The sequence below is a fragment of the Rhizobium sp. ZPR4 genome (genome assembly GCF_040215725.1).
Lineage (GTDB): Bacteria > Pseudomonadota > Alphaproteobacteria > Rhizobiales > Rhizobiaceae > Rhizobium > Rhizobium rhizogenes_D.
In genome coordinates this window covers 1,425,303-1,449,102 of sequence record NZ_CP157968.1, presented here as the reverse complement: position 1 = coordinate 1,449,102, position 23,800 = coordinate 1,425,303, and the positions used below count along the sequence as shown (strand labels likewise).

Sequence of the window (23,800 nt, the reverse complement as noted above, 5' to 3'; positions counted from 1 at the left end):
CATTGGGCCGGTCGAAAACCTAGTTTGAGAGCTTCCACGCTTCCGGATGTGCGATGTAGGGGCCGCCGCCGGGCGCCGGCGTCCAGACGAAATCCTTCACCTTGGATGAGACAACGCCATAGCGGTTCGCCACCCACATGGTCGCCCAGGGCAGCTCCTTGTTCATGACCTTGCAGACATCCTGGTAGCGTTGATCGCGCTTGCCGGCGTCCGTCTCGGCAATCGCGGCATCGAGTGCCTCGGTCAGATCGGGCATGCGCGCCCGCACCACATTCGCACCAGCCGGAGGGATCTGCTTTTCATTAAGCCCTGTATTGATGTTGCTTGGATCGGGGCCGTTCTGCAGGCCGGCATAGACGAGCTGGAACTGCGATACGTCGGCCTTCGGGTTGAGCACGATGCCATTATAGGTCGGCGCATCGACGGCGCGCGGCACGACATTGATACCGACCTGCGCCAGCATTGCCTGGACGGCTGCCAGCACATTCGTCGCGAGCGGCGTGTTGTAATAGGTCAGCAAGGTGATCGGCTTATCGCCGTTGATCTTGTCCCAACCTGCCTCATCCAGCAATTGCTTGGCCTTGGCCGGGTCGTAAGGATAAGCCTCAATGCCATCCGGGACGAGTTGACTGGCCACATAGGCGCAATTGGCCGGCTTTGCCGCGCCGCCATAGAGGCTCTTGATGATCGCATCGCGATTGATGGCGTGCATGACGGCCTGACGGATGCGAAGATCCTTCCATAGTGGCGAATCCTGGTTGAAGCCCAGATAATTGACGACGAAGGAATCTCCCTCGATGACCTCAAAGGACTTATCGTCCTTGAAGGTCGGCACGTCGTTGGAATCGACATAGGTGAACTGGATCTCGCCTGCCCGCAGTGCCGAGATCGCCGCGGCCGGATTGGCAAAATAGCGATTGATCAGCCGATCGAGAACGGGCTTGCCGCCGCGATAATCTGGATTGGCTGTCAGCTCGACATATTGATCCTGCACATATTTGACGAATTTGAACGGCCCCGTCCCGATCGGGGAGGTCGACCACCAGGTGCTCTTCGCAAGCTGATCGTCCGGTACGGCGGCGAGCGCATGCTCAGGCAGAACCATGATCTTGGCGAGCGTATCGAGCAGGCTCGCCGAGGGCGCAGAAAGCTTGATGACAAGCGTATGATCGTCCGGCGTCTCGACGGATGACAGAAGTTTAAACCGGGCAGCAAAGACGGAGCCAGTCTTGGAATTGGCCGCAAGATCGATGGTGAACTTGGCGTCCTTGGCCGTGAAGGCCTTGCCGTCGTGCCACTTGGCATCGGCAAGCTTGAATGTGTAGGTCAGTTGATCGGGGCTCACCTCATAGGAGGAAGCAAGCACGCCGACGATCTTCTGCAGCTTTTCGTCGTAGCTGACCAGCGGCTCGAAATAGGTGTTGAGCCAGGTAAGGCCGGCGGTTGCCGCCAGCGGATTGAAGTTGCCTTGGAAGCCGCCCGGACCGACATCGAAGCCCCCAGACATCGTTGCAGCGACGGCAGGTGCGGCCACGCCGCTCAAGACAGGCATTGCGGTGGCCGACGCTAGTGCTCCCAACACGATTGCCGGCAGATGAAAAGCTTTCCTCATGATGATCCTCCTCCCGTGTTTGCGATCGCTATTTCTTCTTGTTGTTGGCGATCACCTGCGAAATTCCCTCGTAGTGGCGGTCGAGGCGCATGCGCACCTCCTTGAGATTTTTGGATTCCAGCGCATCGACGATCGCCTCATGATCACGCCAGGTGGCCATGGGGTCGACATCATCCAGATCGAAGAAACGGGATGCCTTGTAGAAGGCGAGCCAGAAGACATCGATCAGACGAACGAAGGTCTCGTTGCCCTGACAGCGAAACAGCAGGCGATGAAAGAGCTGATCGTCTTCGGCAAAGGGTTCGCCACGCTCGGCGTGAGCGCGCATGCGATCGGTAGTGGCTCGCAGTTCCGCCAGATCCTCCGGCCCGATCATCTCGAGCGTCTTGCCGATCAGGCCGACTTCGAGGGTACGGCGGATTTCCAGCACCTCCTCCATGTGCCGTAGCGCATCACCGAGCCCGTAGGCGAGATTGTCGAGCAGCGGCGCAAAGGAAAATGCCTTGACGAAGATGCCGATACCGCGACGTGTCTCCAGCACACCGAGGGATTCCAGCGCCTTGATGCCTTCGCGCAGAGAACTGCGGCTGACACCCAATTGGGTCGCAAGCTCTCCTTCTGCCGGCAGCATCGTGCCCGCCTCAAGACCGTTGTCGGCGATATAGCTGCGCAAACTCTCCTGCACAGAGACATGCAGCAATGGCGCGCGCATCAAAGGCTGAATGATTTTTCCGACCATGAAACCCAAGCTCCTCGGGACATGGCGCGCAACCTATTGACTTGTAGGATATCCGTCAAGTGGATAAGCAAGTGAAGCTACGAGGTGCAAGGATCGCAAGTGGGAGCAATGAAGGAGTCATCATGCCGGAGCGCATAGAGATCGCTTGGCAGGTGCCGCATGATCATCTCATAGCCACCGATCGGCTGGACCTTGCTTCAACCCTCGGGAGCAGGCCTCAATTTGAGGCGCGAGGCGCATCCGTCGCCGGTAGGCGCGCAAGCTTGCCTTCCTCGGCCTTGTAGAAATACTGGCTCGCAACCAGCCATCCCTTCAGCGGTCGCAATGGTGGAATGCAGGTTGCCAGCATGAAAGGGCCAGTCACCAGAAACTGCACCCAGACCGGCGCCGAGAACGCCACCTCCAGCCAGACGCCGAGAAGCACACTCGGGATACAGGCAAAGCAAATGACGAAGAAAGCCGGTCCATCGGCCGGATCCGCAAAGGAATAGTCGAGACCACATGCTTCGCATTGCTTGCGAAGCGTCAAGAAGCCATCGAACAGACGCCCCTGCCCGCAACGCGGGCAACGACAACGAAGGCCGGTTTGCAGTGGGCTCAGCGGGGGATATTCGGCATCCATGATAATGTCACTCCCGAATCAATCTTCCAAGAGCAAGCAATCAATATCGCGATTGCTTGCATTCAATATGAATATAATGAATGCATCCTATGCGTCCATTTGGCAGAATGACGCAGCGGTAATCCCAGAAAATTAAGGGAATAGGTGCGGCAAGGAGCCAGCGCTCCTCCGATCAATGGCAATATTGCGCCCGGAGATTAGAAGAAGGAAGCGGTCAATTCCGGCGGCCCCTGCAGCGCATGCGCCATGAAACTCAACGCACCTTTCAAGGCTTCGCGACCTATCGGGCCACCAAGACAAACGCGCACGGCCTCGGGAGCCATGCCGTTTACCGTGAAGGCGTCGCTTGCGACAACGCCAATGCCCACATTGCGCATGTGGCTGCCAAAGGTGGCGCGCGTCCATCCGCCGCCGAGCGGCAGCCATATATTGAAGCTGATGGGATCGGCCCGGTAGCTGCCTGATGGCAATATGTCCGCAACCATCTCCTGGCGGGCGGCGGCCTCCGTGCGAATGAAGCGCAGGATGCCATCCGCGGTACCATCTTCGATCCAGCGCGTCGCGAGCGCCATATTGAGCGGCGACGCCATGACATTGTTGCTCCGCATCGTACTGACGAAGGGCCATATCGACCGGTTGTCCGGTGCCACGACGAAGGCGAGGCGCAACCCCGCACCAATGCACTTCGCCAATCCACCGATATGCCAAGTCAGACCCGGTGCGATTGCAGCCATTGGCGCTGGCGCGTCCAGCGGAATGAAGCCATAAGCATCATCCTCGATGATCGGCACGCGATATTTGCAGGCAATCGCGGCAATGGCTTCGCGTCGCTTCTGCGGAATAGTCAGCGTTGTCGGGTTCTGCAGCGTCGGGTTGAGGTAAAGCGCCTTCGGCCGCAGGCGCTCGCAGCTTTCTTCAAAGGCTTCCGGCAAGATACCTTCGTCATCCATCGCCAGGCCCGCGAGATTGAGCCGAAGCTGCGCCGCAATCGAACGCATGCCGGGATAGGTGATGTTTTCCGAAAGCACGGTTTCGCCAGGCTTGGCCAAGAGGCCAAAGATCGCCAGCAAGGCCGGGTGCGCGCCAGGTGTTACGAAGATGCGTTCCTGTGCCGGAGTAAGCCCGCGGCGGCTGAGCCACCTTGCGGCAGCCTCCTTGTCCATAGCCAGACCACCGAACCCTTGATAACGCAGCAAGGGAATGAGATCGACCGCCACGGCCGACATGCCCTCCTGCATCCGAGCAAGAAGATCCGGATCACTCGGCTCCGGCGGCAGATTCATCGAAAAATCGATCGCGGAGGCACGACGCGGATCGGAAGCGGCGTCGAGGACGAAACTTCGGCGCTCCCTCTCCTGCCTGCCGGTCACGAACGTCCCGCGCCCGACATGGGAATCCACCAGCCCGCGCTTCTGCGCCTCGACGTAGCCGCGCGCAACGGTCGTAAAATCGATATTGAGACGCCTGGCAAGCGCGCGTTGCGGCGGCAGCCTGTCGCCGGCGACAAGAACGCCGCTGCGCAAATCCATCTCGATCAGGTCAGCTATGGCGATGTAGCGGGGGCTGGAGGAGCGGCTGAGATCGGGATGCCAGTCTTTCATTTCATGCTCCGCACGAGACCGGACCTGAGCTTAAACTCCGGTCGGCATTGATTGCATATCATTGCATACAATTCCCGTTATGTGGAGCTATCGGCCCCACTTTCGTCCCTGAAAAGACAAATGCAGCAATATTTTCGATCCATGAATGTTTTGAACCGGCCGATGTTCCTGTAATTGATGGCATGACAAAGCTGTTTGAGCGCCCCAGCAGTCATAAACTCGAAGGCCTATATCCCGGTTATCGCGATTCGTCCCTGCAAGCTCGGCACGCCGGTTTTTGGCCGGCGCGCCGAACATATGGCAAAGTTCCATCAAGAATGGGACGTCTCACTCATTTCTCGTGAGCGCCCGCGGCTTTAGCTTTCGCTTGATCATCCACCAGCTCGTACCACATGGCGTTGAGGACGGCGAATGCTGCCGCGAGAGGGAAGCCGAGAAGCCAGGCAAAGTACCACATGCGAAATCTCCTTGAGGATTAGTAGGCGTGGCCGCCCTTGTCATTCACCGTCGCTTCATCGACCTTGCCCCACAGCACGCGGTAGACCCATGCGGTATAGGCAAGCACGATCGGCAGGAAGATGATGGCAACGACGAGCATGATGAACAGCGTCAGGTGACTGGACGAAGCGTCCCACACCGTCAGACTGGAGCGCGGGTCAAGCGATGACGGCAGAATAAAGGGGAACATCGACACGCCGACCGTCGAGATGATGCCGAAGATGGCAAGCTTGCTGAATAGCAGCACGGTCACCTCACGCCGGCCGAGCATGGCAAGCAAGGCCGCTGCTGCGCCGACGAAGCCAAAAGTCGGGGCGATCAGCATCCATGGATGGACATTGTAATTGCCAAGCCATGCGCCCGCGCTGTGTTCAACCGTCTTCAGAAGCGGATTGGACGGGCCTGCGACATCGATTGCACTGGCGATGCGATAGCCGTCTATGTCAAGCCAAAGGAACAGGCCGCCGAGCGCAAAGAGCACGATCACGGCAAGAGCCGCCACAATGCCGAACCGACGCGCGCGCTCGGCAACAACCCCATCTGTCTTGACGAGGAGCCAGGCAGCGCCGTGCATCACGAGCATGGCGACAGACAGCAGGCCACAGAGGAGAGCATATGGGTTCAGAAGCGCGAAGAAGGAGCCTTCGTAGAAGATGCGCATATCGTCGTCGAAACGGAACGGCACGCCTTGGAGCACGTTACCGACCGCCACGCCGAAGATCAGCGATGGAACGAACCCGCCAACGAACAAAGCCCAGTCCCAGCCTGCTTTCCAGCCGGCGCTATCGCGCTTGGAACGATATTTGAACGCGACCGGCCGCAGGATCAGGGCAAACAGGATGGCGAACATCGCAAGATAGAAGCCGGAAAAGGATACGGCGTAGAGTGGAGGCCAGGCAGCGAAAATCCCGCCGCCGCCAAGGATCAGCCAAACCTGGTTGCCTTCCCAGGTCGGGCCGATCGAGTTGATGGCAATGCGCCGCTCCGTATCCGTCCTGGCGACGAAGGGAAGCAGCGTGCCGACGCCGAGGTCGAAGCCATCGGTGACGGCAAAGCCGATCAAAAGCACGCCGAGAAGCAGCCACCAGATGATGCGCAGGGTCTCGTAGTCGATCAATTCATGCAGGATCATGGCAGGTCACTCCGCAGCGGGAACGAGGTTTTCGGAAATCAGCTTGGCCTCCGGTTCATCATCCGGTTCGGGGCCTTTGCGGATCGACTTGATCATCAGCGTCATCTCGATGACGATGAGGACGGTGTAGAGCGCGGCAAAGCCGAGGATGGTGAGCAGCACGGTGCCGGCGCCGAGATTGGAGACGGCCGCGGCCGTCGGCAGCACGCCTTCGATAATCCAGGGCTGACGGCCGAATTCCGCGACGACCCAGCCAAGCTCGATGGCGACCCAGGGCAGCGGAATGGCGAAAACCGCGATCCTCAGCAGCAACGGATACCGATCCAGTTTACGCCGTGCCGAGAGCCAGAAAAACACCGTCATCAACAGAATGAAGAACATGCCGAGCCCGACCATGATGCGGAAGGACCAGAAAAGCGTCGGCACATTCGGAATGGTGTCGCGGGCAGCCTTGGCGATTTGTTCCTCGGTCGCCTGGCGCGGATCGTCGACATAGCGTTTCAAAAGCAGGGCATAACCGAGCTCGTGGCCGATATCCTCGAAAGAGGTGCGTGCTGTGGCCACATCCTGCGAGGCCTCGCCGGGCGTCGCCGGCTTTGCAGCGCGGATCTTCGTCGGTGCATCATAGGCCTTGATGCCCTCGCGAATGCGATCCTTGGCCTGTTCCTCGAGCTTGTCGATGCCAGGGATTTCCGTCGTCAGCGACCGCGTGCCGATCAGGCCCATGGCCCAGGGGATATGAATGGCATAATGGGTCTCGCGGGCCTCCTGGTCTGGAAAGCCGAAGGCAGTAAAAGCGGCCGGCGCCGGCTCTGTCTTCCACATAGCCTCGATTGCCGCAAGTTTCATCTTCTGATGTTCGGTCGTCAGATAGCCGCTCTCGTCACCCAGCACGACGACCGACAGTGCCGAAGCCAGGCCGAAGGATGCGGCAACCGTCATCGATCGCTTGGCAAGCTCTACGCTGCGGCCCTTCAGGAGATACCAGGCCGAGACGCCGAGCACGAAGACCGAAGCACAGACGTAACCGGCGGAAACGGTGTGAACGAACTTCGCCTGTGCTACCGGATTGAAGACGACGTCGAAGAAGCTGACGATCTCCATGCGCATAGTCTGCGGGTTGAGCGCGGAGCCTGCCGGGTTCTGCATCCAGCCATTGGCGATCAAAATCCACAAGGCCGAGAAATTCGAGCCCAGCGCCACAGCCCAGGTCGCGACCAGATGGCCAACTTTCGACAGCTTGTCCCAGCCGAAGAAGAACAGGCCGACGAAAGTCGCCTCCAGGAAGAAAGCCATCAGACCTTCGATTGCCAGCGGCGCGCCGAAAATATCGCCGACATAATAGCTGTAATAGCTCCAGTTCATACCGAATTGGAATTCCATCACGATGCCGGTGGCGACGCCGAGCACGAAGTTGATGCCGAAGAGCGTTCCCCAGAACTTCGTCATCTGCCGCCAGATCTGGCGGCCGGTCATGACGTAGGTCGTCTCCATGATGGCAAGCAGCACGGAAAGGCCGAGCGTCAGCGGCACGAATAAGAAATGATACAGTGCCGTCATGGCGAACTGCAGGCGCGACAGCGCCACGATATCGAGTTCCATAGTCTTTCTCCCACCCCCTACGGTGTGTCTGACAGGAATGCGGCGCTATTCGACACGCCGCGGGCATGTTGATTGCCCCTCAATCCGGCCGCAGCCGATCGAGAAGCATTTCGAATTCCGGTGTGCCGCGCGCAGCCATGGCGACGATGCGGCCGCCGTCCAGAGCGACGATCCGATCTGCCAGGGCAGCCTCGCGACGAATGTGTGTTGCAATGACGAGACTGCGCCCATCGGCCGCCGAGGCCAGCCGAGCAAGCACGGCACGGGCCGTAACAGCATCGAGACCCTCCGTCGGCTCATCGAAAAGCCAGAGCGGCGTATCGCGCAACAGGAGCCTCGCGAGCGCCAGCCGGCGAAGCTGGCCGCCGGAAAGGCCGTTGCCGCCTTCGCCGAGGCGCGTTGAAAGGCCATGGGGAAGCGCGTCGATGTCGTGGAGCAGACCGGCCGTTGCGAGCGCATCGCATAGGTAGTTGTCGTCCGCATGAGGAGCTGCCAGCTTCAGATTGCCTCGCACCGTGTCTCGAAACAGCTCGCTACGCTGCGTCAGCGTCGCAGCCGGCTGACGAGCCACCGAGCCACTCGTCGCGACAATCTCGCCCGCAAGCACGGCCAGCAACGTCGATTTGCCGACACCGCTTTCCCCCACGACCGCCAGCCGCTCGCCGACCGGCAGCGACAGGGACAGATCGTTCAGGACCGGGCGGGAAGCTCCCTCGTGTCCGGCGACGACAGCGCTGAGCTGGAAGGCATAGCCGGCGACCGGTTCAACCCGTGGCATGGGAGCGGCGGCCGGGCTCAATCGAGGCGCAATGCGCCTTGCAGCAAGCAGGGTTCGTCCGAGTTCGAGCGCCCCTCGTCTAAGAGCCGCAAAAGGCTCCGTGGCGGCGAAGGCAATCAGCAGCGCGAAGGCAGAGGCAGGCGCGCCAATCGTTCCCTGCCTGGCAAGCATGGCAACCACAAGCAGCGTCGCCGTCAACAGGAATGTCGACCCAAGTGAAAAGCCGGCTGCGACGCCACTATCGATCCGGTTCAAGGCATTGTCCGCTTCGGCCAACCGCTGATCCGCCTCGGCAATCGCCGTGCGTTGTGCCTGCAGCTGTCCGGCCATCGCCAGATCGGTCTGACCGGCAACAAGGTCGACAATCCGGGCCCGCAACGCTTCTATCGCGTGGGCGCGGCGGCGCCCCGGCTTCAGCGCCAGATGCGCCGCGACGAGGGAAAGGCCAAGACAGAGCGCGACAAGCCACAGCCCTGCCGTGACGCCGAACGATGGATCGATAAAACAGAGCGCGATCGTCACCGCAATAGCGGCAAGACCGGCGACAGCGGCCGGCACCAGCACACGCAGATAGAGGGAATCGAGCGCATCGACATCATTCGTCAGGCGAAACAGCAGCTTCGCCGGCCGGCGGGCCATGGCCGCAGCCGCAGAAGGCTCCGCCCAGCCACGAAACAACCTCTCGCGCAAAGCGGCAAGAACCCTGAGGGTCGCATCATGCGTAACAAGCCGCTCGCCGTATCGAGCAGCCGTCCGGCCGATTGCGAGCAGGCGGATGCCGGCCGATGGCATGAAGACGTCGAAAACCGCAGCGCTCGCAGCCGTCAGACCGGCAAGGGCCGAGGCGGTGATGAACCAGCCGGACAGTCCCAGCAGTCCGCCGCCGGCAAGCATTGCCAACACCGACAAGCCTACGCCGAGAGCAAGGCTCGCGCCGCGCTCGACCCAGAATAGCCTGACCAGCGGTAAAAGGGTCTTGAGGGAGGTCTTCATGCCGCCACTCTCCGCGCCCGCTCATCGAGCCGGACGATGCGATTCATCCGCGCGGCAAGCACGGGATCATGTGTGGCGACGATCAGGACACGGCCCTTGGCGAGCGCGAGCAGCGCATCTGTGACGGCGGCAGCAGTCTGCGCATCAAGATGGGCGGTCGGCTCGTCCGCAAGGATGATATCGGCCCGCTCCTCGACCATCATCCGCGCCAGCATCAGTCTCAGCGCCTCGCCGCCGGAAAGACCGAGCCCTCCCTCACCGACCGCAGCTATCCGTTCCGGGGTAAAGACCCGATCGAGAGCAACGCCTTCGAGAACCGAAACCACGGCGGAAGCGTCGATGTCGCCGCGCCCCAGGTTAATATTGCGCATGACGCTGCCGGCAAAGATATGCGGCGATTGACCAATCCACGTCATGCGGCGGCGCAATGCATCGGCTGTGTCGTCACGCAGCGGGATGCCGCCGATCCTGATGACACCGGCCTCGTGCCGCGCGAGGCCGGCGATCAGCGACAGCAGCGTGGTCTTGCCCGAGCCGCTGGCACCCCAGAGCGCCACATGTTCCCCGGCCCCGATAGAAAGATCGAAATGATCGATTGCGGCGTCTCGCTCCGGCATATGGCGGAAGACCAGAGCTTCGATCTCGACAGAGGCTTCGCTTATCGACGTGGACGATTGCAAGTCGGCGCCGCCGAGGATGGTTTGGCGTGATGATGTCAGCTCTCTCAATGCCGAAAGTGCCGCCTCGCCATTGGCGCGGTCATGCCAAACGGCGGACAGCTCTCGCAACGGCTCGAAGAAGGCAGGCGCGAGCAGCAGAATGAAGAGGCCCTGCGTCAATGTAAGACTGCCGTACCAGGTGCCGATCTCGATCGAGCCTAAAAGGCTGAAGCCGACATAGACGGCCGTCGCGGCAACGCCGAGTGCGGCGAAGAATTCGAGCACCGCCGAAGACAGGAACGCGATCCTGAGCACAGCCATGGTACGCAGCCGCAGCGAGTCCGCATCCGCGCGCAGACGCCGGGCCGTGAGATCAACGGCGTCGAGCGCACGAATGGTCGCGAGGCCGCGAAGACGATCGAGCAGAAAGGCATTGATACCGCCGGTTTCGGCAAGCTGCTTCTCGCTGGCGGCTTTCGCACGCCAGCCGATCAGTGCCATGAAAATCGGGATGAGCGGCGCGCAGAGCGCGAGGATCAGCGCAGCCAGCCACGAAATCGGCAGGATACAGATGAGCATGACGAGCGGCACCAGACTTGCCCTCATGCGGGTCGGACGGAAGCGCGCGAGATAGGGAACGACCGCTTCCGCCTGCTCACCCAGCACGCTTGCCGCCAAACCGGATGCGGGTCTGCCGCTGTCGAGAGGCGAGCGTGTGGCCAGTGCCGCGGCTGCTGCTGCACGCTGCGTACTCAGCTCCCGGCGCGCGGCGAGAAATGCGAGCCGCCCGCCCGTCGCATCCAGGAAGGCCCGCAGGACGCCGATCCCCGCAACTACGGCGGCCGGAACCGCGACCTCGCCAACACCGCCACCTTGGCTGATCGCCCCCACGCCTATAGCAAGCATTGCCGCCTGACCGATCCATCCGAGAGAAGACAGGCAGAGTAGCGCTGATGCAAGGCGGAGGCCGCGACATTTTGCGGCCATCGGCTCTTTTGCCGCCTTGTCGATAGTCGAACTCTCTGACGAAGGCGGATTCGCAACCTTGCGTCTTTCCAACATTCCATCGGTGGCGGAGGAGGCTGTCACGTGAGCCCGTCCTTTCCAAGTCAGTGTCATCAAGGAGGGTCCGCCGACCAATAAAGATCGAATGAACTGCATTGCAGATCATCAATCCTTCGTCGAACCCAGAACGCACTTGCCGCAATCGACGATATCGGAGCCCCAATATGACTGGCTTTCTGCCTCTTGTCAGCGACAAGAATAGCAGCGCCCGTCTCGCCGATGGGTTGATCCCATGGCAAGTTGTTCGCGACATGGTTCTAAGGCAGTTTGTGCACTGCGCAAAAGCGCGCAGGATGTCGCAGGGCATTGCCACAGCCATGTCAGATTGCCGCAGAAGCCCATGATATTTCTATGTTGTTGCGATAGTGGCGTCACATCGTCCGGCAGCTAAACCGTTTGCACTGCAGCAATTTTCCCCGATTCTGACGCTTACTCGGGAAGCGCAGATCCCTCGCCGCTCACCATCCGGTCGGACATGAAAACCGCGACCATTTGACCTCTCTTGCGGTAAACTTCACGCCAGGCCGGCGAATCACCCGATCGAATGAATCGATGCCGACTGCGAAACGGACAGTCATCGGCCGAGGCGCGCAGATATGTATGGTTTGCATCATACCGGCGACGAGACTTGACGGATGCCACCATTATCGATGTGTTGGATACTCGTTTGCTTGTCCGGACAAGTTTAACCGGACAGATTGCAAGTGATGCCGAAGAACTGCTTCGGACCGAGGCGTTTTGGGAGAATGCAATGTATGACAGGATCATTTGCGCAATTGGGTTGGGCTCACGCGAGCGCGCCGAACGCCTGTTGCGAACGTCTCAGGCACTTTTATCCCCGGGCGGTGAATTGACGGTCGCGCATGTTATCGAGCGTTTCCCCTCTGGGCGCGAAAGCCCGGACGATTGGGCTGTTTCAGTAATTACGGAAGCTGAAGAAAAGCTCGATGCCTTGTGCAGGCGTCTTGGCATTACCGCCTCCGTCGATGTGCGCATGGGCACGGCGTCGAAAACGCTTCTGACCGTCGCCCAGGAGAAGAAGGCCGACCTGATCATTCTTGCGACGCATACGTCCGATATCATCGATCGCATATTCGGTTCGACGGTAGAATATGTCATACGCCACGCAGAATGTTCCGTCCTCGTCGAGCGAGCCGACAAAACGCACGATGATACGACAAAGAGAGCGGCCACAGCGAAGAAGGTATAGCGCGCTGTCGGATCGGCATATCGTACAGGATTCTGTCGAGACATAACGTCAGCCCGGTTTGCTCCGTCCCGCGGTGATGCTACATAGCCGCTCCAACCTCAAATCCAAGACGAGCCGAATGACCGAATCCGCCATCACCTGGAGCATCGCCGGCCTGACCGCCCTCGGTGTCGTCACACGCCCGTTCCGGTGGCCGGAAGCGATCTGGGCGGTTCTCGGCGCTGCACTACTCGTCGCTCTGCGGCTCATCGGCCCAGCCGACATCTGGGCGGGCATATCCAAAGGATTCGATGTCTATCTCTTCCTGATCGGCATGATGCTGCTGTCGGAGCTTGCGCGACGCGAAGGGCTCTTCGACTGGGTGGCGGCGATCGCCACCTCGCATGCCAAGGGCTCCCCTCGCCGGTTGTTCGCGCTCGTCTACGTCGTCGGCGTGGTCGTGACGGTATTTCTGTCCAACGACGCAACCGCCGTCGTGCTCACGCCGGCCGTCTACGCAGCCTGCCGCGCGGCGCGGGTAAAAGACCCCATGCCATACCTGCTGGTCTGCGCCTTCATCGCCAATGCCGCGAGCTTCGTGCTGCCGATTTCCAATCCGGCCAATCTGGTCATCTTCGCCGGCGGCGAGATGCCACCCCTGTCGCGCTGGATGCAGACTTTCCTGCTGCCGTCCATCGTATCGATCATCGTCACCTTTGCCTGCCTCTATTGGACGCAACGACGTGCACTGGCCGAAGACACGATCGCCCGCGATGTCGCACAACCTCTCCTCTCCCACAGTGCCCGGCTGGCGGGCTGGGGGCTCGTGGTCACCGCTCTCATCCTGATCGCGGCATCGGCCATGAATTTCGACCTCGGCATCCCGACATTTGTCGCAGGCCTCGCCACAACCATCATCGTTCTTGCCCTTACCCGGCAAAATCCGCTGGAGACCCTTCGTGGCATAAGCTGGAGCGTTATACCTCTGGTTGCAGGTCTTTTCGTGATCGTCGAGGCGGTCAACCATACCGGCCTTACCGCTCTCCTATCCGATAAGCTCTCATTGCTCGCCGCACAGTCGCAGACACAGGCAGTCGGCGTTGCCGGGCTTTCCGTTGCGATCGTCTCCAATCTCGTCAACAATCTGCCGGCCGGCCTCTTCGCCGGCAGCGCAGTGCAGGCGGCTCATGTTCCTGATTCTATTGCCGGCGCGGTGCTGATCGGCGTCGATCTCGGCCCCAACCTGTCGGTAACCGGCTCGCTCGCCACCATCCTCTGGCTTGCCGCTCTTCGCCGCGAAGGGCTCCACATGGGAGCCCTGGCTTTCCTGAGGATCGGCGCTCTTGTGATGTTTCCGGCTTTGATCCTCTCGCTTGCAGCGCTCGCACTGATCTGACGGCGAACAACATCGGGTTTATAGACGACCGGTCGATTATTTGTTACGGACCGCTCATGATGACGAAGAAGAAATCGGAGCTGACTCGGAGCCATATTCTCGCAATCGGGCGGGAACTGGTGCTGCGCAAGGGTTTCGGAGGCGTGGGCCTGAAGGAACTGCTCGAACAGAGCGCCGTGCCGAAAGGCTCGTTCTACTACTATTTCGCGTCCAAAGAAGCCTTCGGCTGTGCCCTGCTGAAGCAATATTGCTCTGACTATGCCGAGCGGCTCGACGCGCTCTTCGGCTGGAAGGGCAATGGCCGCCAACGCCTGATGCACTATTGGGATGCCTGGCTTTCCGATGGCAACACGGCCAGCCTCGCCGACCGGTGCCTGGTCGTAAAGCTTGCCGCCGAAATCTCCGATCTTTCGGACAATATGCGCGTCATCCTGCTCGGCGGCGTCGAGGATCTCATTCGCCGCCTCACCAAAACAATTACCGAGGGACGCGAGGATGGCTCGATTTCACCATCTTGCATCCCGGAAAAGACGGCTCGTTCGCTCTATAGCCTCTGGCTCGGGGCAGCGATCCTGGCCAAGCTTGGAAAAGACAAGACACCGCTCGACCAGGCCTTGCTTGCCACCGAACAAGCCCTTTCGGCACCCGGCAGCCTTTGATCCAAAGCAGGACCAGCATGTCAACACGCAAGGAAAATACAATGCGCAGTGCCATCCACGATGTCTTCGGCGATCCGGCTGCGGTCCTTTATCTGGCCGACATGCCGCTGCCGGAGCCCGCCGCCGGAGATGTGCGCATTCGCACCATTCTCTCCCCTATCCATAATCACGATCTTTGGACCGTGCGCGGCGCCTATGGCTACAAGCCGATTTTGCCGGCCATCGGCGGCAGTGAGGCGGTCGGTTTCGTCGATGCCGTCGGACCGGGTGTCGACAAGACGCTGATTGGCAAGCGTGTTGTCGCGGCCGGCGTCCATGGCACCTGGGCCGAACAATTCACCGCGCCGGCGGCAAGTCTCGTTCCGGTGCCCGACGTGATTTCCGACGAGGCCGCAGCACAGCTGATCGCCATGCCGTTCAGCGCCATTTCGCTGCTGGAATCCCTCAATGTCGAGCCCGGCGACTGGATCATCCAGAACGCTGCGAACGGAGCAGTCGGCAAAACGCTTGCCATGCTGGCGCGCAGCCGCGGCATACACATGATCAATCTCGTTCGGCGCGATGGCGGCATCGACGAGCTGTCCGCATTCGGCATCGGCAACGCCGTCTCGACTGCCGCGACAGATTGGAAGGCAAAGGTGCGTGCCATGATCGGCGACGCGCCGATCCGCGCCGCGGTGGACTCCGTCGGTGGTGTCGCGAGCAATGACCTGGCCGATCTTCTGGGCGAAAATGGCCTGCTGGTTTCCTTCGGCACTGCGGCCGGCAAGCCGATGCAGATCGCCTCAAGGGCCGTCATCTTCAAGCAGCTTACGATCAAGGGCTTCTGGGGCACAAAGGTCAGCGCAGCAATGCCGCCGGAAGAGCGCCGCCGGCTGATCAGCGAATTGATCACCCGCGTCGCCTCCGGTGAAGTCAAGCTGCCGGTGGAAGCGGCCTATGACATCACGGAGATCGCGGAAGCCGTGAAATCCTCGCTGGCGCCCGGCAAGGCTGGAAAGGTTTTGCTGAAGCTATAGGCTTCCCCCGCACCATGGCGTGACAAATGACACATGGAGCTGGGTGGCATCACGGGTGCGGCAAGGTCGATTGCCGCTACCTGCGAACAATCACACGAAAATACGCAAAATTGCTCTTGTCCCTCTAGTTACTAGAGGATGTAGCAGTGGTTCCAAGAGAAAATTTGGAACCGAAACATGACATCGACCACACAACAGAGCCGCTATCGCGTAGAGGGCATGGACTGCGCTTCCTGCGCTGCGAAAATCGACACAGCCGTTCGCCGGCTGCAGGGTGTCGAGGATGTTTCCGTCTCGGTCACAGCAGGCACGATGACGGTCAGACATCAGGGCGATCCCGATCTGCTGCCCAACATCGCCAAGCGGGTCACGGGCCTCGGCTACAAGGTTTTCCCGCTGCCGCAAAGCAGCGCCCCCGCACCAAAGGTAGAGAAGGACGATCATGCCTGCGGATGTGGACATGATCATTACGATCACAAATCGGATGCCCATAGTCACGATCATGACCATGCTGGGCACGATCATGATCACGGCGACCACGATCATGGCGCCGCCGGCCATCGGCATGATCATTCCAGTCATAGCCACGCCTCCGAAGAGCGCGATGCCACGGTGGCTGGTCTTCATGGTCACGATCACGGGCCAACCATCGGGCCATGGTGGAAATCCGCCAAGGGTCGTCTGACCATTGCCAGCGGCTTGGCGCTTGCCGCTGCCTGGGGGATCGGCAAGCTGGTTCCTGCACTGGATGTCTGGATCTTTACCGCCGCCATGCTTGTGGGCTTGTTGCCGATCGCCAGGCGGGCCTTCATGGCCGCAAGGATGGGAACACCGTTCTCGATCGAGATGCTGATGACGATTGCGGCCATCGGCGCCGTTATCATTGGCGCCAGCGAAGAAGCCGCAGCCGTCGTCTTCCTCTTCCTGATTGGTGAATTGCTGGAGGGCGTCGCCGCCGGCAAGGCGCGCGCCAGCATCCAGTCTCTGACGGATCTGGTGCCCAAGACGGCCCTCCTTGAGGAGAATGGCAAGACCCGCGATGTGCAGGCCGAAAGCCTTGCCGTCGGTGCCACCATCCTGGTTCGCCCGGGCGACCGTATTCCGGCCGACGGCGTGATCCTTTCCGGCGAGAGCGCCATCGACGAGGCGCCGGTGACAGGCGAAAGCACGCCGGTGCGCAAGGGCGTGGATGCAGCCGTCTTTGCCGGCACGGTCAACGGCGACGCAGCGCTGCGGGTTCGCGTCACGGCGGCGGCGTCCGACAATACCATCGCCCGCGTCGTCAAGCTCGTCGAGGAAGCGCAGGAATCGAAGGCTCCGACCGAGCGTTTCATCGATCGCTTCTCCCGCTATTACACGCCAGGTGTCGTCGTTGTCGGCGCACTCATCGCTGTCATCCCGCCTCTGTTCCTGGGCGGCGGCTGGAGTGAGTGGGTCTATAAGGGCCTGGCGATCCTGCTGATAGGTTGCCCCTGCGCCCTCGTCATCTCGACGCCGGCGGCAATCGCGGCGTCACTCTCTGCCGGCGCCCGCCGCGGCCTGTTGCTGAAGGGCGGCGCCGTGCTCGAGAATATCGGCAAGGTCACCGCCGTCGCTTTCGACAAGACAGGCACCCTGACCGAAGGCAAGCCCAAGGTCACCGATATCGTTAGTCTCGGCATGAGCGATACAGACGTACTGCGGCTGGCAGCCGCGCTCGAAACCGGCTCCAGCCATCCGCTCGCTCGCGCAATCCTCGACCGCGCGGCCGCAGCCGGAACGGATATCCCGCAGATCATGGATGCGAAGGCAATCGGTGGCAAGGGCGTGAGCGGCACGGTCGATGGTATCGACGTATTCCTCGGATCGCCGCTGGCAGCGGCTGATAGGATCTCACTGACTGCCGAACAGTCTGTCCGTATCGCCGCGCTCAACGACGACGGAAAGACCGTCTCCATTCTCGTTGCCAAGGGTTCCGCCGCCGGCCTGCTCGCCATGCGCGACGAGCCGCGTGCCGATACGGCCGCAGGCCTCAAGGCTCTTGCCGATGCGGGCATCAAGACGATCATGCTGACGGGTGACAATCAGCGCACGGCACAGGCAATCGGCAAGACACTCGGCATAGAAGTTCGCGCGCAATTGCTGCCCGAAGACAAGCAGCGGATTGTCGGCGACCTGAAACGGCAGGGTTTTCGCGTTGCCAAGGTCGGCGATGGCATCAACGACGCGCCCGCACTCGCAGCCGCCGATGTCGGGATCGCCATGGGCGGAGGGACCGATGTCGCGCTCGAGACGGCGGATGCCGCCGTGCTGCATGGCCGCGTCGGAGATGTCATCGAGATGATCGATCTTTCCAAGCGGACGATGAGCAACATCGGCCAGAACATCACCATCGCGCTCGGCCTGAAGGGTGTGTTCCTGGTGACCACGATCATCGGCATCACCGGGCTCTGGCCGGCAATCCTCGCCGATACCGGCGCAACCGTGCTCGTCACCATGAATGCGCTTCGCTTGCTCGGCCTTCGGCCTCGCCGGGTAGCCGCCTAAACCACACAAAGGCGCCGACCCACACGTCGGCGCCCTTTTTCTGTTGTCGTCCAGGCTCGTATCAAGCTTTCCGAACGGAGAGATAGCGACGCGGTGACAGGCCGAAGGCCTTCCGGAACATGGCGATGAAGCTGCTGGCGCTCGCATATCCCAGGCCGTCTGCTACTTCAGCGATCGGTTTGCCCGCACTCAGATATTCAAGCGCAAGCAGCAAGCGTGCCTGCTGCCGCCAGTTGGCAAAGGACATGCCCGTTTCGGCATTGAAGAGCCGTCTGGCCGATCGTTCGGAGACCCCCGCTCGCAACGCCAACGCATGAAGCGTCTCCTCGCTGGCCGGGTTCTGCAGGACGGCGTCTGCGATGCGCAAAGCGCGTCGATCCGCCGGCATAGGCAAATGCAGGCTTTCGCGCGGTGCGGCCCGAACTTCGTCGAGCAAGACAGCTGCCAGACGACGCTGCTGCGGTGAGAGCTTTTCTTCCCAATGCCATGTCGTCGCGCGGCGCACCAATGCCCGCATGACCTCGCTCACGCTCAGAACGCAGGGTGTCGCCGGCAATCCGGTGCTGGCGTCCGGTGTCAGCAGGATGCCCCAGCCGCTCAGCACGCCGTTGATCCCTGCTTTGTGCATGATCCCAGGCGGAATCCAGCCCGCACGCTGCGGCGGCAAGAGCCAGGAGCCATCTGGCGTATCGACACGGACGAGCCCGCTTTCGATGCAGAACAGCTGCCCACGCGCATGCGCGTGCCAATCATATTCCTGAGTCCCGAGGCGGAAGGCACTGCCCGGTTCATCCGATCCCCAGAAGGCGATGAGCGGCGGCCCGTCGAGACGGTCGCCAATATCTTCGATATCCATGTTTCGTTTGGCCGCTTTGCAACATTTAAAGACCGAATGTCGTTATCACGCTCCTGCCGTCTTAGGCTACCCTTCTCCCGTAAGATCAAAAATCGACCAGTGAATGGAATAGAAGACCCATGCAGGACTTTCATGTCGTCATCATCGGCGCGGGCCTCGGTGGCTTGTGCCTTGCACAGGGGTTGCAGCGCGCCGGCATCCGCTTTGACGTGTATGAGCGCGATCCGACCGCTGATAGCCGCTTGCAAGGCTATCGCATCCGTGTCGACGCAAACGGACAAAAAGCGTTGGCATCATGCCTGCCGACAGCTCTGCTTGATCTCTTTCGAGCGACCGCTTCGGCGAGCCCTCGATCCGCGTGCTTCCTGACCCCTCAGCTTCTGCCCATCACGGGGCGCACGCCGGTGAGCTGGGATGCCGGCGAGGATGAAGACGGCGGCGATCTGAGCGTCAATCGCCTCACTCTTCGCGAAATCCTGCTGTCGGGGATCGAGGATCACGTTCATTTCGGACATGCCTTCACACGATACCGTTGCGTGGATGACGGCCACGTCGAGGTGCATTTCGAAGGCGCAACCTCGGTTTCCTGCAACCTGCTCGTTGGTGCCGACGGAGTGAATTCGCAAGTGCGCCAGCAGCTGGTACCCTATGCCGAGCCTGCGGATACGGGTTCTATTTGTGTCTATGGCAAGAGCGGAATGCCGTTGAACGATGCCGCCGATCTGCTTGGGGACGGAACGACGGTGATCTTTGCCGATGGGTGCACGGCAATCTTCGATCTCATGCGTTTCCGTGACCACCTCCCGAACCTTGCCGGCAGGCTCGCGCCCGATTGCAAGCTCACGCCGGTCCCTGATTATCTCTATTGGGCACTGATCGGCCCCCGCGAAAGGCTGGGGCTGGAAACATATGACCATACTCAAGATCTGCCCGTCTTGCTCAGAACCGCCATGCGCGGCTGGCATCCGGAGCTGAAGCAGATCATCAGCCGGAGCAAATCAACGGCCGTTGCCGCACTCTCGGTCAGAACCGGGCGCCCCGACGCCCTTTGGCCGTTCGGTCCGGTGACCCTCCTGGGGGATGCCATTCATGCGATGAGCCCCGCGGGCGGACTCGGCGCCAATACCGCTCTCGAGGATGCTCGCATGCTGACGCAGATCCTGGCCGAAGCCGGCAAGAAGCCGAAGACGGCCTGCACGGCCCTGCTGGATTACGAGGCCGACATGCGCGAACGCGCGACGCACGCCATCGACACGTCGGAACGTGGTGCGGCGATGCTGTTTGCTGCCGTAACCGATAAGATTGCCTGAGGAAACTAGCATGACAATCGATCCAACCGTCTTCGCCTTTCACGATGTGTCCCTGTGGCCGATTGTGCGCCAATCCGCTGCCTCTGTGCAGCCGGGCTATTCAAAACAATGGGAGCGGGAAATGGACGCCCTGCTCGACCTCTCAATGCCTTTCGTCGTCATCATGGAAGGCGACGAGCATGAGGATCGCAAGGCGCGCGGCATCTGGCTCAAGAAGAACAAGACGGCACTTGCGACGGTTTGCAGGGCAGTGATCGGCATCGAGGCAAGCATCATCAAGCGCACCGCTATGCAGTTGCAGATGAGCCTTGCGACGAAGGCTTTCGGGATGAGAATGGAAATCGTCGCTTCCCGAGAAGAAGCGCTGCAGCTTGCCGAGCGGATCCTCAAGGGAGAGGACGCCGCGACCTCTTCCGGCTGCCAACCGATGCTATAGCCTGGGCTACTTCAGTGCAAAACCGGACCGGACGGGCGTAGAACCCGTCGATCCGGCATTGCGGATGCGGGACGGCCGCAGCCCTCAGGATGCCGATCGGCGCAGAAGCGTGGTCTCTTTCCAACCAAGCTCCGGGGCGATCGATGTCACGAAGTCATGGATGATCTGGCGATATTCCTCATCATGAAACTCGTAGGGCAGCTCCAGCCGGAATTCGCTGACATGCGGCAGGATCGGATCTTTGCGCAGGCGCTCCAATATCTCATCCGACGAACCGACGATATCGCGGGCGAAGAGAGTTCGCCGTTCGCCTTGGGGTGAAAGCGTCCGCTCATAGCGGCCGGCGGCATAGTCGGTATAACGCTTACGAGTGATCGCATCCGCGCTGTCGAAGGGCACAATGACCCGGCCAAGCGCCACCCGCCTCGTGTCGCCGCCGGAAGCGCGATAGGTTTCAAGCTGCCGCTGCTGCGCAACGAAGAAATCGTCTGTCTGCTCGCCCGTGGTGACATTGCCGATCAGCAGATTGAAGCCGTTGTGGCCGGCCCATTCGGCAGACCGCAGCGAACCGCCCCCATACCAAATGCGATCGATCAAGCCTTTCGCATAAGGCTGAAGCCGCGGACGCTGCGGACCGAAGGGCGTCTTGATGACCGTATCCTGATTGCCGAGATAGGCGCCCCTCAGATTGTCGGCGAAGCGCAGCACCCTCTGATGGGAAAAGTCGTGGCTCTCCCAATCGCCATCGAAAGCAAGCGGCCCGATCAGATCCGCATGCAGCGGCCGGCCGGCGCTCAGACCGATATTCAAACGTCCGCGCGACAGTACATCCACCGTCGCCAAATCCTCGGCGAGCCGATACGGGCTTTCGTAGCCGATGGGTATGACGGCGGTGCCTAGCTCGATTTTGCGCGTCCGCTGTGTCGCGGCGGCGAGAAAAGCACTCGCCGAGGAAATGCCGGGTTCCAAATGCCGTTGGCGAACCCAGGCGCTGTTGAACCCTCTCCCTTCCCCGTATTCGAGCAATTGCAGGGTCTGCTCCAGGCCGGCTAGCGGATCCTCATCCGGATAGTTTCCGGGGGTGAGAAAGCCGATATGGCTGATCGATGCGTCGTTACGGCTCATGCGGCTATCTCCTCAAAACTTCGGCAGGCCCGGCGGATTGGTTTCCGATTTCGGCAAGGCTTCTTCTGCAAGATGCCAATGGTCGAGGATCTTGGCGTAGGTGCCATCCTTGATCAGTCCGTTCGTTGCGAGGGTCAGTGCAGTTGCCAAGCCACTGCCCTTGCGCGTGGTGATAGCGACATCCGAGCGATCTGGCCAACCGGCGCTCAACGTACCCACGCGCTTGATGTTCTTGTCGCGAGCGGCGATGTAGACGAGCTGGGCGTGCGGCTGCACGATGACATCGGCGCGATTGGACTGGAGAGCCAGGAGACTTGCCGCATCGTCGTCATAATATTGTAGTTCGATGGGCTTCAGGCCGGCTTCGACATCCTCGTCGCTCCATTTCAGCAGGATGCGCTCCTGATTGGTGCCGGCGCCGACGATGATGCGCAGACCGGCCGCATCCTTCGGCTCCTTGATACCGGTGATCTTGCTGCCGCTTTTGACGAAGAAGCCGTGCAGGCCCTGACGATAGGTGGAGAAATCGAACTTTTCCTTGCGCTGTTCGGTGACACCGACATTGGAGATGACGGCATCATATTTGCCCGAAGTCAGTCCTAGCGGCCAATCGATCCACGCGACCGGGACAAGCTCGAGCTTCAAACCGAGCGCATCGGCGACGGCATAGGCATAATCCGGATCGGCGCCCACGACAGTCCTGGCATCCGTCGCATAGGTCGCAAGCGGCGGACCGCCTGGCGCAACCGCCACGGTGAACGTGCCGGGCGTGACGAACTTGAAATCCTTTGGAATAGCGACGATCGCCGCTTCGTCTTTCGCAGCGCGGATGCGTCCGGGCTGTTCCGGGCTCAGGTCGAAGTCTTCAGCTGCCATTGCCGGAGCAAAGCCTGTCAAGGCAATCGCCACCATGGCGGCAAGCGTAGTTCTGAAAATAGTAGGGATCGTCACGGAAACTGTATCTCCATTTGAGATGGACGGGAGCGGACCGGCGCGGGCCCCACCGGCACCGGTCCGCTCGACCAACTTTACGAACCGCTCTTTGGCAGGCCCGGTGGGTTGGTCTTGGATTGATCGACCCCTTCGGCAGTCAGGCTCCAGTGCTTCAGCACTTCGCCATACTTGCCGTCCTTGATACGATCATTGATGGCGAGCGTGAGGGCGTCGGCAAGGCCAGCACCCTTCTTCGTCGTGACGGCGATTTCGGCCGTCAGTGGCCAGCCGCCGGAGACGGTGCCGACAAGCTTCCTGGTGCCGTTGATGGCGGCCTTATAGGCTTGCGTCGCATTCGGATTGAATTCGACGTCGGCGCGACCGGACTGCAGCGCGAGATCAGCGGCGGCACGATCGTCGTAATACTGTATGTCGATCGGCTTCAAACCGGCCGCCACGTTCTGCCGGTCCCATTCGAGAATGATCTTCTCCTGGTTGGTGCCGGCGCCCGTGATCACCTTGAGACCAGCGACATCCTTGGGCTCCTTGATCGAGGTGATCTTGCTGTCGGCCTTCACGTAGAAGCCGAGCACGTCCCTGCGATAGGTGGAGAAATCGAATTTCAACTTGCGCTCTTCCGTGACTGTCACGTTGGAGATGACGGCGTCATATTTGCCGGAGGAGACGCCGAGCGGCCAGTCTTCCCAGGCGACCGGAACCAGCTCGAGCTGCAGGCCGAGGGAGTCGGCAAGCAACTGCGCGATATCGGGATCGGCGCCCACGACGGTCTTCGCATCGGTCGCATAAGTCGCAATCGGCGGGTCCCATGGATTGATGGCCACGGTGAACTTGCCGGGATTGACGAATTTGAAGCCCGGTGCGATCGCCTTGATCGCCGCCTCATCCTTTTCCGCCCTGACGCGATTGGACGTATCCGGGCTCAGGTTGAACTTCTCGGCCGCGTTCGTCGGTGTCCAACTGATCGCTACCGCCGTCAGAACGCCGGCAACAAGATACTTTGCTCTCTCAATGAATGTCATTTCCCTTCTC

General features: G+C 60.8%; 20 protein-coding genes. 7 read left to right on the top strand and 13 right to left on the bottom strand.

The window, feature by feature from the left end:
• Positions 1-19: 19 nt before the first annotated feature.
• From ABOK31_RS26250 to cydD, 9 genes are all read right to left on the bottom strand, one after another.
• A complete protein-coding gene (locus ABOK31_RS26250) occupies positions 20-1,612 on the bottom strand; it encodes an ABC transporter substrate-binding protein (RefSeq protein ID WP_349959673.1) in 1,593 nt (530 codons plus the stop codon).
• A gap of 28 nt (positions 1,613-1,640) precedes the next feature.
• Positions 1,641-2,351 carry a FadR/GntR family transcriptional regulator gene (locus ABOK31_RS26245; protein ID WP_349959671.1) on the bottom strand — a complete coding sequence of 237 codons (711 nt, stop codon included), beginning with the start codon at positions 2,349-2,351 and terminating at the stop codon, positions 1,641-1,643.
• A 217-nt stretch (positions 2,352-2,568) separates the two neighbouring features.
• Entirely contained in the window at positions 2,569-2,973 is a 405-nt protein-coding gene (locus ABOK31_RS26240; RefSeq protein WP_174173070.1) for a DUF983 domain-containing protein, read from the bottom strand.
• A gap of 197 nt (positions 2,974-3,170) precedes the next feature.
• Positions 3,171-4,574 carry a PLP-dependent aminotransferase family protein gene (locus ABOK31_RS26235; protein WP_349959669.1) on the bottom strand — a complete coding sequence of 468 codons (1,404 nt, stop codon included), beginning with the start codon at positions 4,572-4,574 and terminating at the stop codon, positions 3,171-3,173.
• Between the two features lie 331 nt (positions 4,575-4,905).
• Positions 4,906-5,031 (bottom strand): cytochrome bd-I oxidase subunit CydX, encoded by a 126-nt coding sequence (gene cydX / locus ABOK31_RS26230; RefSeq protein ID WP_349959667.1) that lies wholly within the window; start codon positions 5,029-5,031, stop codon positions 4,906-4,908.
• A gap of 18 nt (positions 5,032-5,049) precedes the next feature.
• Complete coding sequence (cydB, locus tag ABOK31_RS26225; RefSeq protein WP_349959665.1) at positions 5,050-6,204, bottom strand: cytochrome d ubiquinol oxidase subunit II; 1,155 nt, start codon at positions 6,202-6,204, stop codon at positions 5,050-5,052.
• Between the two features lie 6 nt (positions 6,205-6,210).
• A complete protein-coding gene (locus tag ABOK31_RS26220; protein ID WP_349959663.1) occupies positions 6,211-7,806 on the bottom strand; it encodes a cytochrome ubiquinol oxidase subunit I in 1,596 nt (531 codons plus the stop codon).
• A gap of 79 nt (positions 7,807-7,885) precedes the next feature.
• A complete protein-coding gene (gene cydC, locus ABOK31_RS26215; RefSeq protein ID WP_349959661.1) occupies positions 7,886-9,577 on the bottom strand; it encodes a thiol reductant ABC exporter subunit CydC in 1,692 nt (563 codons plus the stop codon).
• Positions 9,574-11,298: a thiol reductant ABC exporter subunit CydD gene (gene cydD, locus ABOK31_RS26210; RefSeq protein WP_174173271.1), complete on the bottom strand. Its 1,725-nt coding sequence runs from the start codon at positions 11,296-11,298 to the stop codon at positions 9,574-9,576. The genes cydC and cydD overlap by 4 nt, the downstream gene beginning before the upstream one ends.
• A 631-nt stretch (positions 11,299-11,929) precedes the next feature.
• On the opposite strand from cydD, the gene ABOK31_RS26205 reads away from it, so the two are divergent.
• The 5 genes from ABOK31_RS26205 (at position 11,930) to ABOK31_RS26185 (ending at position 18,090) form a co-directional block, all read left to right on the top strand.
• On the top strand, positions 11,930-12,511 hold the full coding sequence (locus tag ABOK31_RS26205) for a universal stress protein (RefSeq protein WP_349959660.1): 582 nt from the start codon (positions 11,930-11,932) through the stop codon (positions 12,509-12,511).
• A gap of 118 nt (positions 12,512-12,629) precedes the next feature.
• Entirely contained in the window at positions 12,630-13,886 is a 1,257-nt protein-coding gene (locus ABOK31_RS26200) for an arsenic transporter (protein ID WP_174173075.1), read from the top strand.
• Between the two features lie 56 nt (positions 13,887-13,942).
• Complete coding sequence (locus ABOK31_RS26195) at positions 13,943-14,545, top strand: TetR/AcrR family transcriptional regulator (protein ID WP_349959658.1); 603 nt, start codon at positions 13,943-13,945, stop codon at positions 14,543-14,545.
• Between the two features lie 41 nt (positions 14,546-14,586).
• The gene (locus tag ABOK31_RS26190) at positions 14,587-15,564 is read left to right on the top strand and encodes a zinc-binding dehydrogenase (RefSeq protein WP_349959657.1); all 978 of its coding nucleotides are present in this window, start codon (positions 14,587-14,589) and stop codon (positions 15,562-15,564) included.
• Positions 15,565-15,741: 177 nt separating this feature from the next.
• Complete coding sequence (locus tag ABOK31_RS26185) at positions 15,742-18,090, top strand: heavy metal translocating P-type ATPase (protein WP_349959655.1); 2,349 nt, start codon at positions 15,742-15,744, stop codon at positions 18,088-18,090.
• Positions 18,091-18,151: 61 nt separating this feature from the next.
• On the opposite strand, the gene ABOK31_RS26180 is transcribed toward ABOK31_RS26185, so the two are convergent.
• Positions 18,152-18,946 (bottom strand): helix-turn-helix transcriptional regulator, encoded by a 795-nt coding sequence (locus ABOK31_RS26180; protein WP_174173079.1) that lies wholly within the window; start codon positions 18,944-18,946, stop codon positions 18,152-18,154.
• Positions 18,947-19,065: 119 nt separating this feature from the next.
• Here ABOK31_RS26180 and ABOK31_RS26175 point away from each other — a divergent pair, with 119 nt between their 5' ends.
• Positions 19,066-20,256 (top strand): NAD(P)/FAD-dependent oxidoreductase, encoded by a 1,191-nt coding sequence (locus ABOK31_RS26175; RefSeq protein ID WP_349959654.1) that lies wholly within the window; start codon positions 19,066-19,068, stop codon positions 20,254-20,256.
• 10 nt (positions 20,257-20,266) lie between these two features.
• Positions 20,267-20,692: a hypothetical protein gene (locus ABOK31_RS26170; RefSeq protein ID WP_349959652.1), complete on the top strand. Its 426-nt coding sequence runs from the start codon at positions 20,267-20,269 to the stop codon at positions 20,690-20,692.
• A gap of 84 nt (positions 20,693-20,776) precedes the next feature.
• Here the strand turns inward: ABOK31_RS26170 and ABOK31_RS26165 are convergent, their stop codons facing one another.
• The 3 genes from ABOK31_RS26165 to ABOK31_RS26155 all read right to left on the bottom strand — a co-directional run bounded on the left by ABOK31_RS26165 (position 20,777) and on the right by ABOK31_RS26155 (position 23,790).
• Complete coding sequence (locus ABOK31_RS26165; protein WP_349959650.1) at positions 20,777-21,817, bottom strand: LLM class flavin-dependent oxidoreductase; 1,041 nt, start codon at positions 21,815-21,817, stop codon at positions 20,777-20,779.
• A gap of 12 nt (positions 21,818-21,829) precedes the next feature.
• Positions 21,830-22,729: an ABC transporter substrate-binding protein gene (locus ABOK31_RS26160; RefSeq protein ID WP_349961318.1), complete on the bottom strand. Its 900-nt coding sequence runs from the start codon at positions 22,727-22,729 to the stop codon at positions 21,830-21,832.
• Between the two features lie 116 nt (positions 22,730-22,845).
• Positions 22,846-23,790, bottom strand: a complete 945-nt coding sequence (locus ABOK31_RS26155; protein ID WP_174173083.1) for an ABC transporter substrate-binding protein — start codon at positions 23,788-23,790, stop codon at positions 22,846-22,848.
• Positions 23,791-23,800 lie beyond the last annotated feature (10 nt).

Excerpts from the sequence above, each read along its gene's own strand:
- ABOK31_RS26250 (WP_349959673.1), bottom strand. The coding sequence starts at position 1,612 with ATGAGGAAAGCTTTTCATCTGCCGGCAATCGTGTTGGGAGCACTAGCG.
- ABOK31_RS26245 (WP_349959671.1), bottom strand. The coding sequence starts at position 2,351 with ATGGTCGGAAAAATCATTCAGCCTTTGATGCGCGCGCCATTGCTGCAT.
- ABOK31_RS26240 (WP_174173070.1), bottom strand. The coding sequence starts at position 2,973 with ATGGATGCCGAATATCCCCCGCTGAGCCCACTGCAAACCGGCCTTCGT.
- ABOK31_RS26235 (WP_349959669.1), bottom strand. The coding sequence starts at position 4,574 with ATGAAAGACTGGCATCCCGATCTCAGCCGCTCCTCCAGCCCCCGCTAC.
- cydX (WP_349959667.1), bottom strand. The coding sequence starts at position 5,031 with ATGTGGTACTTTGCCTGGCTTCTCGGCTTCCCTCTCGCGGCAGCATTC.
- cydB (WP_349959665.1), bottom strand. The coding sequence starts at position 6,204 with ATGATCCTGCATGAATTGATCGACTACGAGACCCTGCGCATCATCTGG.
- ABOK31_RS26220 (WP_349959663.1), bottom strand. The coding sequence starts at position 7,806 with ATGGAACTCGATATCGTGGCGCTGTCGCGCCTGCAGTTCGCCATGACG.
- cydC (WP_349959661.1), bottom strand. The coding sequence starts at position 9,577 with ATGAAGACCTCCCTCAAGACCCTTTTACCGCTGGTCAGGCTATTCTGG.
- cydD (WP_174173271.1), bottom strand. The coding sequence starts at position 11,298 with ATGTTGGAAAGACGCAAGGTTGCGAATCCGCCTTCGTCAGAGAGTTCG.
- ABOK31_RS26200 (WP_174173075.1), top strand. The coding sequence starts at position 12,630 with ATGACCGAATCCGCCATCACCTGGAGCATCGCCGGCCTGACCGCCCTC.
- ABOK31_RS26195 (WP_349959658.1), top strand. The coding sequence starts at position 13,943 with ATGATGACGAAGAAGAAATCGGAGCTGACTCGGAGCCATATTCTCGCA.
- ABOK31_RS26190 (WP_349959657.1), top strand. The coding sequence starts at position 14,587 with ATGCGCAGTGCCATCCACGATGTCTTCGGCGATCCGGCTGCGGTCCTT.
- ABOK31_RS26185 (WP_349959655.1), top strand. The coding sequence starts at position 15,742 with ATGACATCGACCACACAACAGAGCCGCTATCGCGTAGAGGGCATGGAC.
- ABOK31_RS26180 (WP_174173079.1), bottom strand. The coding sequence starts at position 18,946 with ATGGATATCGAAGATATTGGCGACCGTCTCGACGGGCCGCCGCTCATC.
- ABOK31_RS26175 (WP_349959654.1), top strand. The coding sequence starts at position 19,066 with ATGCAGGACTTTCATGTCGTCATCATCGGCGCGGGCCTCGGTGGCTTG.
- ABOK31_RS26170 (WP_349959652.1), top strand. The coding sequence starts at position 20,267 with ATGACAATCGATCCAACCGTCTTCGCCTTTCACGATGTGTCCCTGTGG.
- ABOK31_RS26165 (WP_349959650.1), bottom strand. The coding sequence starts at position 21,817 with ATGAGCCGTAACGACGCATCGATCAGCCATATCGGCTTTCTCACCCCC.
- ABOK31_RS26160 (WP_349961318.1), bottom strand. The coding sequence starts at position 22,729 with ATGGTGGCGATTGCCTTGACAGGCTTTGCTCCGGCAATGGCAGCTGAA.
- ABOK31_RS26155 (WP_174173083.1), bottom strand. The coding sequence starts at position 23,790 with ATGACATTCATTGAGAGAGCAAAGTATCTTGTTGCCGGCGTTCTGACG.